Origin of the sequence: Streptomyces sp. NPDC049687, assembly GCF_044465285.1 — a bacterium.
Classification (GTDB): domain Bacteria; phylum Actinomycetota; class Actinomycetes; order Streptomycetales; family Streptomycetaceae; genus Streptomyces.
The window spans coordinates 1-14,538 of record NZ_JBITLN010000018.1; the positions used below are offsets into that span (position 1 = coordinate 1).

The following is a 14,538-nucleotide window of genomic DNA, read 5'->3' on the forward strand; positions in this document are numbered from 1 at the left end:
ACATTCCGAACCCGGAAGCTAAGCCTTACAGCGCCGATGGTACTGCAGGGGGGACCCTGTGGGAGAGTAGGACACCGCCGAACAATCTTTGGGAAAACCCCCGCACCTTTCGGTGCGGGGGTTTTCTGCGTTTCCGGGCCGGACGGATTCGCGGGCCCCTCACATGAGAGCCAATTGCGCACGTCATAGCCGTCCCGCTGCCTTCAGTGCCAGATATGCGTCCGCCAGCGCCGGGGCGAGCTCGTCCGGAATTGCGTCGACGACTGTGACTCCGTGCCGGCGGAGTCGCTCGGCTGTGCGATGGCGTTCGTTTTGGGCCTGGGCGGCGGATGCGGCGTCGTACACCGCGTCGGCGGTGCCGCGGGAGGCTGCCATACGGACGATGTGGGGGTCGGCGACTGAGGCCACCAGGACGGTGTGGCGCTGGGTGAGCCGAGGGAGGACGGGGAGGAGGCCTTCCTCTGTCGGGGCTGTGTCGAGGGTGGTCAGCAGGACGATCAGGGAGCGGCGGGGGGCCGTACGGAGCGCTGTGGCGGCGAGGGTGCGGGCGTTTGTCTCGACGAGCTCGGGTTCGAGGGCGGCCATCGCGTTGACCAGGGAGGGGAGGACGTCGCGTGCTGTGCGGCCCTGGACGAGGGCGCGTACTCGGCGGTCGTACGCGAGGAGGTCGACGCGGTCGCCGGCGCGGGATGCGAGGGCGGCCAGGAGGAGTGCCGCGTCCATGGAGGCGTCGAGGCGAGGGGCGTCGCCGACGCGGCCCGCTGAGGTTCGGCCGGTGTCGAGGACCAGGAGGATGTGGCGGTCGCGTTCGGGGCGCCAGGTGCGGACGGCGACTGTGGAGTGGCGGGCGGTGGCGCGCCAGTCGATGAAACGCGTGTCGTCACCGGGGACGTATTCGCGGAGGCTGTCGAACTCTGTGCCTTCGCCTCGGGTCAGGACGCTGGTGCGGCCGTCGAGGTCGCGGAGTCGGGCGAGCCTGGAGGGGAGGTGCTTGCGGCTGGTGAAAGGGGGGAGGACACGTACCGTCCAGGGGATTTTGTGGCTGCCCTGGCGGGTGAAGAGGCCGAGCGGGCCGTAGGAGCGGATGGTGACGCGGTCGGCTTGGCGGTCTCCGCGGCGGGTGGGGTGGAGGCGGGTGGTGATGCGGCGGCGTTCGCCGGCGGGGATGGTCAGGTGGTGGCGGGAGGCCTCGGTTTCGGTGCCGGGCTGCCAGCTGCTGGGGGGCCAGGCGTCGCGGAGTTGGGCGCGCAGAGGGCGGCGGGACGAGTTGGTGAGGGTGAGGGTGACGTCTGCGGTCTCGCCGAGGCGCGCGGAGGTGTCGCCGGAGCGGGTCATGCGCAGTCGGCGTACGGGCGCGGCGAGGGCGTAGTCGCAGGCGCAGGCGATCGCGAGGGGGGCGTTGACGGCGAGGATGCCTGTCCAGCCGGGTTCCCAGATACCGACGGGGAGGGAGCCCAGGGCTGCGAGGAGGGCGGCGCGTCCGGTGAGTGCCATCAGCGGGGGACGGGGACGTGGGCGAGGATGGCGTTGATGACGGAGTCGGCCGTCACGCCTTCCATTTCGGCCTCCGGGCGGAGTTGGACACGGTGGCGGAGGGTCGGTAGGGCGAGGGCTTTGACGTCGTCGGGGATGACGTAGTCGCGGCCGGTCAGCCAGGCCCAGGCACGGGATGTGGCGAGGAGGGCGGTCGCGCCGCGGGGGGAGACGCCCAGAGTGAGGGAGGGGGATTCACGGGTGGCGCGGCAGACGTCGACGACGTAGGCGGTGATCTCGGGGGAGATGGTGGTTTTGGCGACCGCCGCGCGGGCGGCCTCGAGGTCGCGGGGGCCTGCTACGGGACGTAGGCCGGCGGCGCGGAGGTCGCGTGGGTTGAAGCCCTCGGCGTGGCGGGTGAGGACGTCGATCTCCTCTTGGCGGGAGGGGAGAGGGATCGTCAGTTTGAGGAGGAAGCGGTCCAGTTGGGCTTCGGGGAGGGGGTAGGTGCCCTCGTATTCGACGGGGTTCTGGGTGGCGGCGACCAGGAACGGGTCGGGGAGGGGGCGTGCTGTGCCGTCGACGGTGACCTGGCGTTCTTCCATCGCTTCGAGGAGGGAGGACTGGGTCTTCGGCGGGGTGCGGTTGATCTCGTCCGCGAGGAGGAGGTTGGTGAAGACCGGCCCGGGCTGGAAGGAGAACTCGGCGATGCGGGTGTCGTAGACGAGCGAGCCGGTGACGTCGCTGGGCATGAGGTCGGGGGTGAACTGGACGCGTTTGGTGTCGAGTTCGAGTGCGGAGGCGAGGGCGCGGACGAGCAACGTTTTGGCCACTCCGGGGACTCCTTCAAGGAGAACGTGTCCGCGGCAGAGGAGGGCGACGACGAGGCCGGTCACGGCGGGGTCCTGGCCGACCACGGCCTTGGAGATCTCGGCGCGCAGGGCTTCCAGGGAGGCTCGGGCGCGGCCCGGGACCCCGGTGTTCCCGGCGTTGTCAGTGGTCGGGTCCATCATGGACGGCGTACCTCTCTTTCGAGGGCGTCGAGTTGGTCGGCGAGTGCGATGAGGGCGGTGTCGTCGCTGGGCGGCGGGCCGAAGAGAAGGGAGTGCAGGGGCTGTCCGTCGCCGTGGAGGTGGGCGGACAGGGCGGGAATGAGCGCTTCGGGCGTGTGCGCCTGGGCGACGGGGACGCCTACGAGAGGGGCGAGGCGGGTGCGGGTGGTGGAGCGAAGAGCGGAGGCCGCGCGGTCTCGGGCGTTGGCCTTGCGGTAGAGGCGGGAGCGGCCTTCGACGGTTTCTGAGGCGCGGATCGCCACGGGGAGTTTTTCGGGTACGAGGGGGCCGAGTCGGCGTGCCCTCCAGAGGGCGGCGAGGGCTGCCGCGACGAAGAGTTGCAGTGTGCCCCAGAGCCAGCCGGAGGGGAGCAGGTCGAGGAAGCTCTTCTCGTCGCCCGGGTCGCCGGCGGAGGTGTCGGAGAGCGAGGGGAGGTACCAGGTCAGATGGGGGCGGGAGCCGAGGAGTTGGAGGGCGAGCGAGGCGTTGCCCTGCTTGGCGAGGCGGGTGTTGTAGAGGATGTCGGGTGCGCCGAGGACGACGGTGTCGCCGTTGCCGGAGGTGTCGGGGATGCGCAGCAGGGTGGCGAGGCGCTGGCTGGGGTAGCACTCGTCGGCGTCGAGGCGGCGGGTGGTGTAGCGGGTGCCGCCGGTTTCGGCGGTGCCGGCGCGTTGGGCCTCGGGCAGGTCGCAGTCGGGGGAGAGGGCGGCGCCGCGGCTGGTGGCCGGCTCCGCGCTGACATCGGGGGCGAGAGTGGTGACGGACCAGCTGCCGGGGGCGATGAGGACGGTACGGCCGCCCGAGTCGGCGGTCGTGAAGTGCAGCCGCCTTTGCTGTCGCTCCGTCAGGAGGTCGGGAGCCGTGACCAGGAGGGTGGTGTCGGGTCCTGCGGCGGTGCGGGCTTCGGCGAGGGTGGTGACGACGCGGGTGGATACGCCGTGGTCGGCAAGGAGTTCGGCGATGGCGCGGCTGCCGTGGGGGTCGGCGGAGCGGGGGTCGAGGGCGCCGTGCCGGGCGTCGGACTGGAGGGTGGCGATCGCGACGGCCCCCGTCAGGAGGAGCGCGGAGGCGAGGGCGAGTCCTCGGGCCCGGGGCCACAGTTGGCGGGCGGTGGGCGAGGCCGAGGTCGATGGGAGCGTGGCCTCGGTGGTCATTCGGCGGCTCCCCGGCGGGTGGTGGGGGCCGTGGTGGGGGTGCTGCTCGCCGTGAGGCGGGGTTTGGTGCCTTGCAGGTCGCGGTCGAGTTCGGCGATGCGGTGGTACGCCTGCTCGGTCGCCCTGCGGCCGCCGTACGTCACGTCGTCGAACTCGCGGGCGGCGGCGCGCAGCCGGTCGGTGTGGGTGGGGAGGGTGCGGCCGGCTTCCGCGGCGGCTTCGTCGGCGGTGCGGCCGGGGCGGGTGTCGAGGAGAGCGCGTTCCTCCAGGGAGCGGACGATGGCGCGCACGCGTTCCTGGACGGCCTGGTTCCAGTGGCCCTGGGCGGCGTGTGCCTCGGCGGCCGCGCGGTGTTCGGGGGCGCTGCGGGGCCGGTCGTCGAACAGGGTGGCGGTGGAGGCTGGTTGGCGGCGAGGGGTGCCCAGGCGCCACCACAGCGCGCCCACGGCGGCCACGAGGGCCGCGATGACGACCAGTACGCCGAGGGTGCCTCCGGGGGTGGCGGTGGACGCGGTGTCGAAGAGGTCGCCGATCCAGTCCCAGAATGTGTTCAGGGCGCGCTGGAGCAGGCTGGGGTCGTTCTCGTGGTACAGGCGTTTGGACAGTTCACGCCGGGCCGCCTCCCGTGCGGGATCGCGGGGGATGGTCACGGGTGGCCCGTCGCCCGAGCGTGCCAGTGAGAGCAGGGAGCTGTCGGTCGCCCGCAGCAGGGCGTGTGCGGCTGTGCCGAGGGTGTGTGACCAGGCTTCCGGGGCCGGCGGGAGGGCGCGGGACAGGGCTGTGGGGGCCGCGTCGGCCGAGCCGGGCGGCACCCGTGTGGAGGTGCCGCCCAGGAGTGACAGCGCTGTGACAACTCCCCCCGTCAGGCTCACCGCATCAGCTCCCCGGGGTCGTTCCGGCTTCGGGGGAGCCGTAGCCCTGGAGCCCTGCGGCGCGGGCCAGGTCGAGGTCGAGGGCCTCGCGGCGGATGCGCTGGTCGATGTAGAGGAGCACGACGACGCCTGCCGCGATCGGGTAGGTGATCATGGAGCCGATCACGGAGCCGACGCCGCTGACGATGAGGTACGTCCACCCGTAATCGCCGGTGCCGTTGACGAGGCCCGCGAGACCGCTGTCGCTCAGCGCGGCGCCGGCGAGGGCGAAGGGGACGACGACGATCGTCGCCACGATGTTGGCGATGATCAGGGCGAGCAGCTGGATGCCGAAGATCCGCCACCAGGAGCCGCGGACCAGCTTCGCGGAGCGGCCGAGCGCCTTCTTGATGCTCTGCTTCTCCAGCATCAGTGCGGGCGAGGCGAGGGAGAAGCGGACCAGCAGCCACAGGGCGACCGCGAGCGAGCCGAGGGTGCCCAGCACCCGGAGCGCGGCTCCTGCCTCGTCGGCTCCGGCCGCGCTGACGAGGACGCCCGGCAGGGCGCCCGCGGCGCCCACGGCGGCCGTGAGGAGCAGCAGCAGGAAGATCAGGCCGAACAGCTTGGGCACCCGTGGGCGGGCGTCGTGCCAGGCGTCCCCGAGGGTGACCGGTTTGCCGAGGACCGCGCGGCTGGTGACGGCCGTGAGCAGGGCTGTGGCGATGATGGTGCCGATCAGGGTGATCAGGAGGATGACACCGGAGCTGAGCAGGAGGTTGCCCATGGCGCTGCTCTGCTCGTCGAGGGTGGCGTTCGGGTTGCCGAGGGCGGAGGTGTCCGAGGTGCGCTCCAGGACCAGACCCTGGAGCAGGACGACGATGATCTCGGTGACGATCGCGACGGTCAGCGAGATGCTCAGGACCGTGCGCCAGTAGGTGCGCATGGTGGAGACCGCGCCGTCGAGGATCTCGCCCACGCCCAGCGGGCGCAGTGGGATCACACCGGGCTTCGCGGCCGGCGGGGGGCCGCCCCAGCCGTTGCCCCAGCCGGGGTAGCCGCCGTACGCGGTGCGTCCGTTGGGGGCGCCGCCGTAGGTGCCGCCGGGGCCGGCGGCCGGGTGGGTGCCCCAGCTCGGGCCGGGCGGCGGGGGCGGGGGCGGAGGGGTCTGGCCGGGGGCGCGGGGGCCTGCGGGCGCGGACCACTGGCTGGCCGGCGGCTGCTCCTTGGACCACTTCGTGCCGGGGCTCGGTGGATTCGCGCCCGGCTGGTCGGCGGTTTGCGGGCCGGTCGGCTGGTCGGCGGGTTCGGACGCGCCGGGCTGCCGTCCGTCGGACGGGGCGGATCCGGGCGAGGCCCAGCCCGGAGTGTCGTTCATCGTCGCTCCTTCACGGTGCCCGTCCGCGGTCGCGGTGGCAGGTTGGCAGCCATCGTGCCATGGGGTGGTCGTGGGGAGATCGGCCGCGGTAGGGGCTGGACACCTTCAATTGTCTGCCGTTCAGCGGGCAGACTGACCGCATGGCTGATCAGTACGCGCAATCCGGTGAGGACAAGCGGCCGGCCGAGATACCGGCGATCCGTTGGGAGGAGCCACCCGAAGGCCCCGTTCTGGTGCTGCTGGACCAGACGAGGCTTCCGGCCGAGGAGGTCGAACTGGTCTGTACGGACGCGTCGGCGCTGGTGGAGGCGATCCGTTCGCTCGCGGTGCGTGGTGCGCCGCTGCTCGGCATCGCCGGGGCTTACGGCGTCGCGCTCGCCGCCGCGCGCGGCTTCGACGTGGACGAGGCCGCCACAGCGCTGGCCGGGGCACGACCCACCGCGGTGAACCTCTCCGTCGGTGTGACCAGGGCCCGGGCCGCTTACCGGGCGGAACTGGCCAGAGGAGGTGACCCCGGGCAGGGTGCGCTGGCCGCGTTGGCGGCGGCGCGTCAGCTGCACCGGGAGGATGCCGAGGCCAGCGTCCGGATGGCCGCGCACGGGCTGGCGCTTCTCGACGAGCTGCTGCCCGGCGGCGGGCATCGGATCCTCACTCACTGCAACACCGGTTCGCTGGTGTCCGGTGGGGAGGGGACGGCGTTCGCCGTGGCGCTGGCCGCGCATCGGGTGGGCCGGCTTCGGCGGCTGTGGGTGGACGAGACGCGTCCGCTGCTGCAGGGCGCCCGGCTGACGGCGTACGAGGCGGCGCGCAGTGGCATGGGCTACACCCTGCTGACGGACAACGCGGCGGGCTCGCTGTTCGCGGCGGGGGAGGTCGATGCGGTGCTGATCGGGGCGGACCGGATCGCGGCCGACGGTTCGGTGGCGAACAAGGTCGGGAGTTATCCCCTCGCGGTGCTGGCGCGCTACCACCACGTGCCGTTCATCGTGGTCGCGCCGGTGACCACCGTGGATCCGGACACACCGAACGGGGCGTCGATCGAGGTCGAACAGCGTCCCGGGTTCGAGGTGACCGAGCTGATGGCGCCGCAGGTGCCGGTGATGGGAGCGGGAGGCGGGGTCCCGGTGGCGCCGCTCGGGACCCAGGCGTACAACCCGGCGTTCGATGTGACGCCGCCGGAGCTGGTGACGGCGATCGTGACGGAGGAGGGCGCGGTCTCGCCGGTGACGGCGGAGGGGCTCGCGGAGCTCTGTGCGCGGGCGCGTCCGGCGGCGAGCGGCTGACGTTGCTGAGGCGGAGGTCGCGCGGCAGACGGCCGCCGCTTCGTCGAGGTGAGGTGCGGGGACCGTTCGCGGGACCAGCCGCCGGAGGAGTCGCCGACGATCGCGATGCCGGGGCGTTCGGCAGGGATGGCGGCTGCGGCGAGGACCGCCTCAGGTGAGATGTCGGCGAACGCCATGTTCGCCGACGACTCGTCGTTCACGCGGTGGCAGATGCCGCCGGTGAGCGGGGCGCGGAGCACGGTGGCGCCCTTGCCGAGTTCGGACCCGAAGCGCTGTCCGCACACTTCGAGGTGGATGCCGGCCGCGCGGCCGAGCTGGGCGACGCGGATCAGCGTGGTGGCTGGTTGCTCAGCTGCCTCGTCCCAGGTGAAACGATCACGTTGTGACCGGTGTGATCACGGCGTGGGTGCTGTCCTGGACGGTGTTTCGGCAAGCTGGTAGCCGCGGTACGACGCGAACGGGGCGCAGATCAACAGCGGGGTCGCCCTTGGAGTCTGGTCCCGGAGGACCGCGTCCTGCCAGTCATGGCATATTGGGCACGAACTTGACGATGCGACAGCTCGCCCCGCTGTTCTGGGTCTCCAAGTCGGCCGTCATAGCGGATTATCGACCACCTCGGTCCGCTGCCGGCGCTCAGGCCGCGGAAGTGGTTCCGTAGGAACACCGTGCTCATCGTCGACGGCACCTTGGTGGCCACCCGTGATCACAGGTGGCCGAGCAGTCGAAGAACTACCGCCATTCCACATCCCTCAGGTGGTCATCGACGCCGACACTCGTCTTGGTCGTCCTGGTCGGCCAACACGTGCCGGGCAACCGACACGCTTTCATGGCCCACTTGCACAACCTCACCCTCGCCGGACAGGTGAACCAGTCGGATCAGCCGACCTTGCCTGTCCCAACTCCAAGATCGTTGCGGGACAGTCCTCAGTTGATGATTTCGGCGCGGTCATCCAGACGGATTGCGGCCAGGCGGTCTCGCCACATCTGGAGAGCTTCGGGTGTCTGTCGCGTCCAGTCGGTGACCTCTCCAACGATCCGGAGCGGTTCCCTGCTGCGATAGGAGCGGGTGGGATTGCCTGGGAACTTCCTGTCGGTGACGTTTGGATCGTTCTCGAACTCCCCGGTCGGTTCGACGACATACACTCGCGGGGCCCCGTCGCCGGCGGCGAGTTCGGCGGCGAGTCCCGCGCCGTCACGCAACGCGGTGAAGTAGATGTGGTTCATCACCACTTCGGGCCGGTAGTTGGAACGGAAACCGGCGGTGAGGTGATCTCCGACCCGCAGCTCGGCCTTTGTGCCGTGAAAGAACGGCCCCTCGTCCAACGCCTCGTCCATCACCACAGGTTATCAAAACCAAAGCCGTCGTGACGGCGAACTGTCCAGGGCGGCTCGCACGAAACCCCAGGTGAACGGCCTTGCACCCGGCCCAACACCGCACCAACACAGTGGGAAAGCGTGTGGGCCAGCACTCGCATACCGCCTCGCCGGTTGGCCGCAGCCCGCGTATGGTCGCGCGCCGGGGGTGACTCGCTGAAGGACGGCACGGAGTTGTGCCAGGAATGGGGGACCGTGAGCAGGAGACGCTACGTCGCCCGGGGCGTGCCGGGTGGTTACCGGATCTGGGACAACCGGGGATGTCGATGGTGGGGCGATCTCTACGAGTTGTGTCCCGACGATCTCGTGGCCGAGCTCAACGGCCAGGCGAACCCCGCAAGGATCACTGCGCTGATGAAGCGCTACAGAGCGCAGAAGCGGTAGGCGGCTCCGGGGCGTGGATGACGAGTGCGCGCACCACAACCGCACCAGAAGCGTGGACGACGCTGAGAGCGCCGAGCGCCTCATTCCACCCGGGGAGCAGGTGAGCGGCAGACCAGCCCAAGCCAGAGCCCCCACTGAGCTCAAGCGGGCATGGAGACTCCAGGCTGAAGCGGCTGCACCGACATTGAGCCTCTAATGATCACCGTGCGATGGACTCCCTGGCTGGTGGTTGGCTCTTCTTCATTCCGGCGAAGAAAGAGGCTGCCCCGACTCCAGCGGTGATCAGCCCCGCGACTGCGGTGATGGTTGCGGGGACGTCGAGTCCCGATTTGCCTGCAGCTGTACCGCCACCACCCCCAGATAGGACCGTCTGTGTTGCTGTGACCATGACCGTGACGGTCATGGTCACAGGGGCTGACGGCGGTGGCGGCAGCGGGCCAGAAGACTCGTCGCTGGTGGTGCCAGGAGGGGACGCATGAGGAGGGGGCTCAGGAGTGGTCCCGGACGGGGAGGCATGGCTGGGAGTCGGACTGCCGGCCGTCTCATTGCCGGTCGGCGAAGTAGACGGCGGCGCTGGTCCATGACTGCTGGTCGGCGTGGGAGATGGCCGGGGCGAAACGCTCGACGAGTTCAAACCGCCAAAGATGACCACAGCGAGCAGAGCCACACCCACACACATCAGGGCAGCGCCGGCCCACACCAGGCGTGATCGTCTCGCGCGGACTCGCCTTGCGTCGCCGTCGGTCACGTCTTCAGAGTGCGACGCCGTCTCAGCGCGTGCGAGACGGCCACGACCATCCGGGTTGTGGTGAACCCTTCAGGTCCCAGGTCGTCGCCTGACATCAGTGCTGACATCGACGGCGACGGACAGGGGCAGACAGTGACGGTCCAGTACGGCTAGGGTCACGGGCCAGTGACCATGCTCACCTGCGTCACCTTCACTGTTATGAGAATGGGATGATGTCGTTTATGAAGGGACGAGTCCTTGTCGTCGACGACGACACCGCACTGGCCGAGATGCTCGGCATTGTGCTGCGTGGTGAAGGTTTTGAGCCGTCTTTCGTAGCCGACGGCGACAAGGCGCTGGCCGCTTTCCGGGAGGCGAAGCCCGATCTGGTGCTGCTGGACCTGATGCTGCCCGGGCGGGACGGTATCGAGGTGTGCCGCCTGATCAGGGCGGAGTCCGGAGTGCCGATCGTGATGCTCACGGCGAAGAGCGACACCGTCGATGTGGTCGTCGGGCTGGAGTCCGGCGCTGACGACTACATCGTGAAGCCGTTCAAGCCGAAGGAGCTCGTGGCCCGTATCCGGGCGCGGCTGCGCAGGTCGGAGGAGCCGGCGCCGGAGCAGTTGGCCATCGGTGACCTCCTCATCGACGTGGCCGGACACTCCGTGAAGCGGGACGGGCAGTCGATCGCGCTCACGCCGCTGGAGTTCGACCTGCTGGTCGCCCTGGCACGCAAGCCGTGGCAGGTCTTCACCCGCGAGGTGCTCCTGGAACAGGTGTGGGGCTACCGGCATGCCGCCGACACCCGCCTGGTCAACGTGCACGTACAGCGGCTGCGCTCCAAGGTCGAGAAGGACCCGGAGCGACCGGAGATCGTGGTGACCGTCCGCGGCGTCGGTTACAAGGCGGGACCGAGCTGACATGTCCGGGGACAGTGCCGCTTCGGCCCCCGGCCGGTCCGGGGCCCGACCGGAGCGGCCTGTCGGCCGGAAGACGATGGGTTCACGGTTCGGACGCCTCCTCGAGGGCGGGCTGCTGCAGGGCGGAATGCAGGGCAGCCCCGTCCTGCGCCTGCTGCTGCGCTGGGTACGCAGGCCGCTGCTGCCCGTCATGCGGCTGTGGCGGCGCAACATCCAGCTCAAAGTCGTCGCCACCACACTGCTGATGTCCCTGGGCGTCGTCCTGCTGCTGGGCTTCGTCGTCATCGGACAGGTCCGCAACGGACTCCTCGACGCCAAGGTCAAGGCCTCCCAGAGCCAGGCCACCGGGGGGTTCGCCGTGGCCAAGCAGAAGGCGGACGAGGCAGCCGGGGCCGACGGCAGCGAAGGGACCGCGGTGGACGGCCGTTCCTCGCAGAACGTCATCCAATGGATGAGCGAACTCGTGTCGTCGCTGTCCAGCGGCGGCCAGGGCGCCTTCGACGTGGTCACGCTGCCCCCGGGCGACGACAGCGGCGGCGGGCGCGGACCGCGCGCCTCCGGCGGCGTGGACCCCAACAAGAGCGTCCCGGAAGACCTGCGCGTACGCGTCAACACCACCACCGGCGCGGCCCAGAGCTACACCCGCATCATCTACAGCAAGGTCAACGAGACCAAGCCGGCTCTCGTCATCGGCAAGCAGGTCAACGACCCCAACGGCGACCCGTACGAGCTGTACTACCTCTTCCCGCTCACCCAGGAGGAGAAGTCCCTCAGCCTCGTCAAGGGCACCCTCGCGACCGCCGGGCTCTTCGTCGTCGTACTCCTCGGCGCGATCGCCTGGCTCGTGGTGCGGCAGGTCGTCACGCCCGTGCGGATGGCCGCCGGGATCGCCGAGCGGCTGTCCGCAGGGCGGCTGCAGGAACGGATGAAGGTCACCGGCGAGGACGACATCGCACGGCTCGGCGAGGCCTTCAACAAGATGGCGCAGAACCTCCAGCTGAAGATCCAGCAGCTGGAGGACCTGTCACGGATGCAGCGGCGGTTCGTGTCCGACGTCTCGCACGAACTGCGGACACCGCTGACCACCGTGCGGATGGCCGCCGACGTCATCCACGAGGCACGCGAGGACTTCGACCCCGTCACCGCGCGGTCCGCGGAACTCCTCGCCGACCAGCTCGACCGGTTCGAGTCGCTGCTCGCGGACCTGCTGGAGATCAGCCGCTTCGACGCGGGCGCCGCCGCCCTGGAGGCCGAGCCCATCGACCTCAGAGAGGTCGTACGGCGTGTCGTCAGCGGGGCCGCGCCCCTCGCCGAGCGCAAGAACACGACCATCCGCGTCCTCGGCGACCAGCAGCCCGTCGTCGCCGAGGCCGACGCCCGCCGCGTTGAGCGAGTGCTGCGCAACCTCGTCGTCAACGCCGTCGAGCACGGCGAGGGCAAGGACGTCGTCGTCAAACTGGCCGCCGCGGGCGGCGCGGTCGCCGTCGCCGTACGCGACTACGGCGTCGGACTCAAGCCCGGCGAGGCCACCCGTGTCTTCAGCCGCTTCTGGCGCGCCGACCCGGCACGCGCGCGTACCACCGGCGGCACCGGCCTTGGGCTTTCCATCGCCCTGGAGGACGCCCGGCTGCACGGCGGCTGGCTGCAGGCCTGGGGCGAGCCCGGCGGCGGCTCACAGTTCCGTCTGACGCTGCCCAGGACGGCGGACGAGCCGCTGCGCGGCTCGCCGATACCGCTCGAGCCCAAGGACTCGCGGCGCAACCGCGGACTCGACGACACCGGTCGGCCCGGCCGGGGCGACGAGAAGAGCGCCACAGTGCCGGTCCGGCCGGCCGCTGATCAGCTTTCGGGCGCGCGAGCCCCGCTCACGCCCCGCATGACCACGGTGGCACCCACGGCCGACCCGACCGCGCTGCCCGGCAACGGCGCACGCGTGGTGCCCCGGCACGCCTCGGGCGCCCGGCGCCCGGACGAACCGGCCCGAGACACCGCTCCGGAACGGACGGACACGGCACAGAGCGACACCCCGGACCGGCCGGACGCCGGACCGCAGGGCCCGGACCAGCAAGGGGAGGCATTCCGTGGGCGCTGACCGCGAGGGAGGCAACCGGCGCACGCCGGGGCGCGCGGTGGCGTACGCCGTCTGTGGCGTCGTCCTGCTGGCCGGGTGCGCCTCGATGCCCGACAGCGGCGACCTGCAGGGCGTGGAGTCCACACCCCGCCAGGACACCCAGGTACGGGTGTTCGCGATGCCACCCCGTGACGACGCACCGCCCTCGGAGATCGTCCAGGGCTTCCTCGAGGCGCTGACCAGCGACGACCCCAGCTACTCGACCGCACGGCAGTACCTGACCAGCGAGGCCTCCCGGAGCTGGGAACCCGAGCAGTCCACCACCGTCCTGGCCGACGGACCGGGCGCCGAAGCCGGGCGGCCGGGTGGCCGGGACGAGGGCGACGATTACTCGTTCACCCTGACCGGAACCAAGGTCGCCACCGTCGACGACCAGCAGTCGTACGCCCCCGCCTCCGGCGGCTACGCCAAGACGGTGCACCTCACACACGACAAGAAGACCGAACAGTGGCGCATCGACGCGCTCCCCCAGGGCGTCGTCATGGGCAAGTCGGACTTCCAGCGCAACTACATGTCGGTCAACAAGTACTACTTCGCCTCCGACACCAAGTCCGCCACCTACGGCCAGCCCATGGCCGTCGCCGACCCCGTCTATGTCCGTGAACGCGTCGACCCCATGACCCAGATGGTGCGCTCCGTGCTCAACGGACCCACCAGCTGGCTCCGGCCCGTCGTCCGATCCAGCTTCCCCACCGGTGCGGCGCTGAAGAAGGGCGTCACCGCACTGACGCCCGACGACCAGAACAAGCTCACCGTGCCGCTCAACGACAAGGCCGCCCACATCGGGCGGGCCAAGTGCGACGAGATGGCCGCCCAACTGCTGTTCACCCTGCAGAGCCTCACCCCGACTGTGGAGGAGATCGCCCTGCGGGCGGGCGGGGGACAGCTGTGCTCCCTCAACGAGCGCGAGGCCGCGGCCGTGGCAGCACGCGGCTCCGAGACCCGCCCCGAATACCTGTACTTCATCGACGGCCACCACAAGCTCGTCCGCATGGCGAGCAGCGCCGGCGGCAACGCCGAGGCCGACCCCGTCCCCGGTGCGCTCGGCGACGGCGCCAAGACGTTCCGCTCGGTGGCCGTGGCCCGCGACGAGCACAGCGCCGCCGGAGTCGCCCTCGACGGCAAGACCCTCTACGTCACCTCTTTCACGGCCGGCGCCTCGCTCGGCGAGGCCGTCCTGCAGAGCGCCGGCAAGACCGAGGACGACCGGCTCACCACGCCGACCTGGGACGCCCAGGGCGACCTGTGGGTGGCCGACCGCGACCCCGCCGACCCCCGGCTGCTCCTGCTGCAGAAGGGCGCGGGTCAGCCCATCGAGGTGCTCACCCCGCGACTGGACGGACGTATCGACGCCGTGCGCGTGGCCGCCGACGGGGTGCGGATCGCGCTCGTCGTCGACAAGGACGGCAAGCAGTCCCTCCTCATCGGGCGGATCGAACGGGCGGCGGGCAGCGGGGACCGGCCGTCCGTGTCCGTGCAGGAACTGCGCTCCGCGACCCCGGAGTTGGAGCAGGTCACGGCAGTGGCGTGGGCCGGTGACAGCCGGCTCGTGGTCGTCGGGCGGGAGTCCGGCGGGGTCGAACAGGTGCAGTACGTGCAGTGCGACGGCTCGATCCCCGAGTCCGGCACCATGCCCGGCCTGACCGAGGTCACGAGCATCGCCGCCTCCGAGTACGGCGAGACCCCCCTCTTCGCGACCTCCAAGGACGGGCTGCTGTGGCTGCCCGGCGGGAGCGGCTGGCGAACGCTGAAGGAGACCTCTTCCGTCGCGCTTTATCCGGGCTGATCCTTCTCCATTCCACCTCAGGTGAGGC

Annotated in this window: 11 protein-coding genes, 1 rRNA gene and 2 pseudogenes; 7 read left to right on the forward strand and 7 right to left on the reverse strand. The window is 70.8% G+C overall.

Translation table 11 applies throughout. From position 1 onward, the window contains the following. Positions 1-83: ribosomal RNA gene (gene rrf / locus ACIBVL_RS37440) — 5S ribosomal RNA — on the forward strand; the annotation flags it as partial. 100 nt (positions 84-183) lie between these two features. On the opposite strand, the gene ACIBVL_RS37445 is transcribed toward rrf, so the two are convergent. The 5 genes from ACIBVL_RS37445 to ACIBVL_RS37465 form a co-directional block, all read right to left on the reverse strand. Continuing rightward, positions 184-1,494: a DUF58 domain-containing protein gene (locus ACIBVL_RS37445; protein ID WP_399104689.1), complete on the reverse strand. Its 1,311-nt coding sequence runs from the start codon at positions 1,492-1,494 to the stop codon at positions 184-186. Continuing rightward, positions 1,494-2,486, reverse strand: a complete 993-nt coding sequence (locus ACIBVL_RS37450; protein ID WP_399104691.1) for an AAA family ATPase — start codon at positions 2,484-2,486, stop codon at positions 1,494-1,496. The genes ACIBVL_RS37445 and ACIBVL_RS37450 overlap by 1 nt, the downstream gene beginning before the upstream one ends. Continuing rightward, entirely contained in the window at positions 2,483-3,679 is a 1,197-nt protein-coding gene (locus tag ACIBVL_RS37455) for a DUF4350 domain-containing protein (protein ID WP_399104693.1), read from the reverse strand. The genes ACIBVL_RS37450 and ACIBVL_RS37455 overlap by 4 nt, the downstream gene beginning before the upstream one ends. Next, a complete protein-coding gene (locus ACIBVL_RS37460) occupies positions 3,676-4,389 on the reverse strand; it encodes a DUF4129 domain-containing protein (RefSeq protein ID WP_399104927.1) in 714 nt (237 codons plus the stop codon). The genes ACIBVL_RS37455 and ACIBVL_RS37460 overlap by 4 nt, the downstream gene beginning before the upstream one ends. Before the next feature lie 166 nt (positions 4,390-4,555). Continuing rightward, a complete protein-coding gene (locus tag ACIBVL_RS37465; RefSeq protein ID WP_399104695.1) occupies positions 4,556-5,905 on the reverse strand; it encodes a glycerophosphoryl diester phosphodiesterase membrane domain-containing protein in 1,350 nt (449 codons plus the stop codon). Between the two features lie 140 nt (positions 5,906-6,045). Here ACIBVL_RS37465 and mtnA point away from each other — a divergent pair, with 140 nt between their 5' ends. Next, on the forward strand, positions 6,046-7,188 hold the full coding sequence (mtnA, locus tag ACIBVL_RS37470; protein WP_399104697.1) for an S-methyl-5-thioribose-1-phosphate isomerase: 1,143 nt from the start codon (positions 6,046-6,048) through the stop codon (positions 7,186-7,188). A 12-nt stretch (positions 7,189-7,200) separates the two neighbouring features. Here the strand turns inward: mtnA and ACIBVL_RS37475 are convergent. Further along, a pseudogene (locus ACIBVL_RS37475) lies at positions 7,201-7,526 on the reverse strand (conjugal transfer protein TraS); the annotation flags it as partial. Between the two features lie 81 nt (positions 7,527-7,607). Between ACIBVL_RS37475 and ACIBVL_RS37480 the strand changes: the two are divergent. Continuing rightward, positions 7,608-8,008: pseudogene (locus tag ACIBVL_RS37480) on the forward strand (transposase family protein); the annotation flags it as partial. A gap of 104 nt (positions 8,009-8,112) precedes the next feature. On the opposite strand, the gene arr reads toward ACIBVL_RS37480, so the two are convergent. Further along, complete coding sequence (gene arr, locus ACIBVL_RS37485) at positions 8,113-8,523, reverse strand: NAD(+)--rifampin ADP-ribosyltransferase (protein WP_399104699.1); 411 nt, start codon at positions 8,521-8,523, stop codon at positions 8,113-8,115. Positions 8,524-8,757: 234 nt separating this feature from the next. Here arr and ACIBVL_RS37490 point away from each other — a divergent pair, with 234 nt between their 5' ends. The 4 genes from ACIBVL_RS37490 to ACIBVL_RS37505 all read left to right on the forward strand — a co-directional run bounded on the left by ACIBVL_RS37490 (position 8,758) and on the right by ACIBVL_RS37505 (position 14,510). Continuing rightward, positions 8,758-8,946: a hypothetical protein gene (locus ACIBVL_RS37490; RefSeq protein WP_399104701.1), complete on the forward strand. Its 189-nt coding sequence runs from the start codon at positions 8,758-8,760 to the stop codon at positions 8,944-8,946. 957 nt (positions 8,947-9,903) lie between these two features. Further along, positions 9,904-10,593 carry a two-component system response regulator MtrA gene (gene mtrA / locus ACIBVL_RS37495; protein WP_199314651.1) on the forward strand — a complete coding sequence of 230 codons (690 nt, stop codon included), beginning with the start codon at positions 9,904-9,906 and terminating at the stop codon, positions 10,591-10,593. A gap of 1 nt (position 10,594) precedes the next feature. Beyond that, on the forward strand, positions 10,595-12,685 hold the full coding sequence (gene mtrB / locus ACIBVL_RS37500; RefSeq protein ID WP_399104703.1) for an MtrAB system histidine kinase MtrB: 2,091 nt from the start codon (positions 10,595-10,597) through the stop codon (positions 12,683-12,685). Next, positions 12,675-14,510, forward strand: a complete 1,836-nt coding sequence (locus ACIBVL_RS37505) for an LpqB family beta-propeller domain-containing protein (RefSeq protein ID WP_399104705.1) — start codon at positions 12,675-12,677, stop codon at positions 14,508-14,510. Before mtrB ends, ACIBVL_RS37505 begins: the two co-directional genes overlap by 11 nt. Positions 14,511-14,538 lie beyond the last annotated feature (28 nt).

What these genes read in the sequence shown, in the direction of transcription:
- ACIBVL_RS37445 (WP_399104689.1), bottom strand. Translation starts at nt 1,494, where the DNA reads ATGGCACTCACCGGACGCGCCGCCCTCCTCGCAGCCCTGGGCTCCCTC.
- ACIBVL_RS37450 (WP_399104691.1), bottom strand. Translation starts at nt 2,486, where the DNA reads ATGATGGACCCGACCACTGACAACGCCGGGAACACCGGGGTCCCGGGC.
- ACIBVL_RS37455 (WP_399104693.1), bottom strand. Translation starts at nt 3,679, where the DNA reads ATGACCACCGAGGCCACGCTCCCATCGACCTCGGCCTCGCCCACCGCC.
- ACIBVL_RS37465 (WP_399104695.1), bottom strand. Translation starts at nt 5,905, where the DNA reads ATGAACGACACTCCGGGCTGGGCCTCGCCCGGATCCGCCCCGTCCGAC.
- mtnA (WP_399104697.1), top strand. Translation starts at nt 6,046, where the DNA reads ATGGCTGATCAGTACGCGCAATCCGGTGAGGACAAGCGGCCGGCCGAG.
- arr (WP_399104699.1), bottom strand. Translation starts at nt 8,523, where the DNA reads ATGGACGAGGCGTTGGACGAGGGGCCGTTCTTTCACGGCACAAAGGCC.
- mtrA (WP_199314651.1), top strand. Translation starts at nt 9,904, where the DNA reads ATGATGTCGTTTATGAAGGGACGAGTCCTTGTCGTCGACGACGACACC.
- mtrB (WP_399104703.1), top strand. Translation starts at nt 10,595, where the DNA reads ATGTCCGGGGACAGTGCCGCTTCGGCCCCCGGCCGGTCCGGGGCCCGA.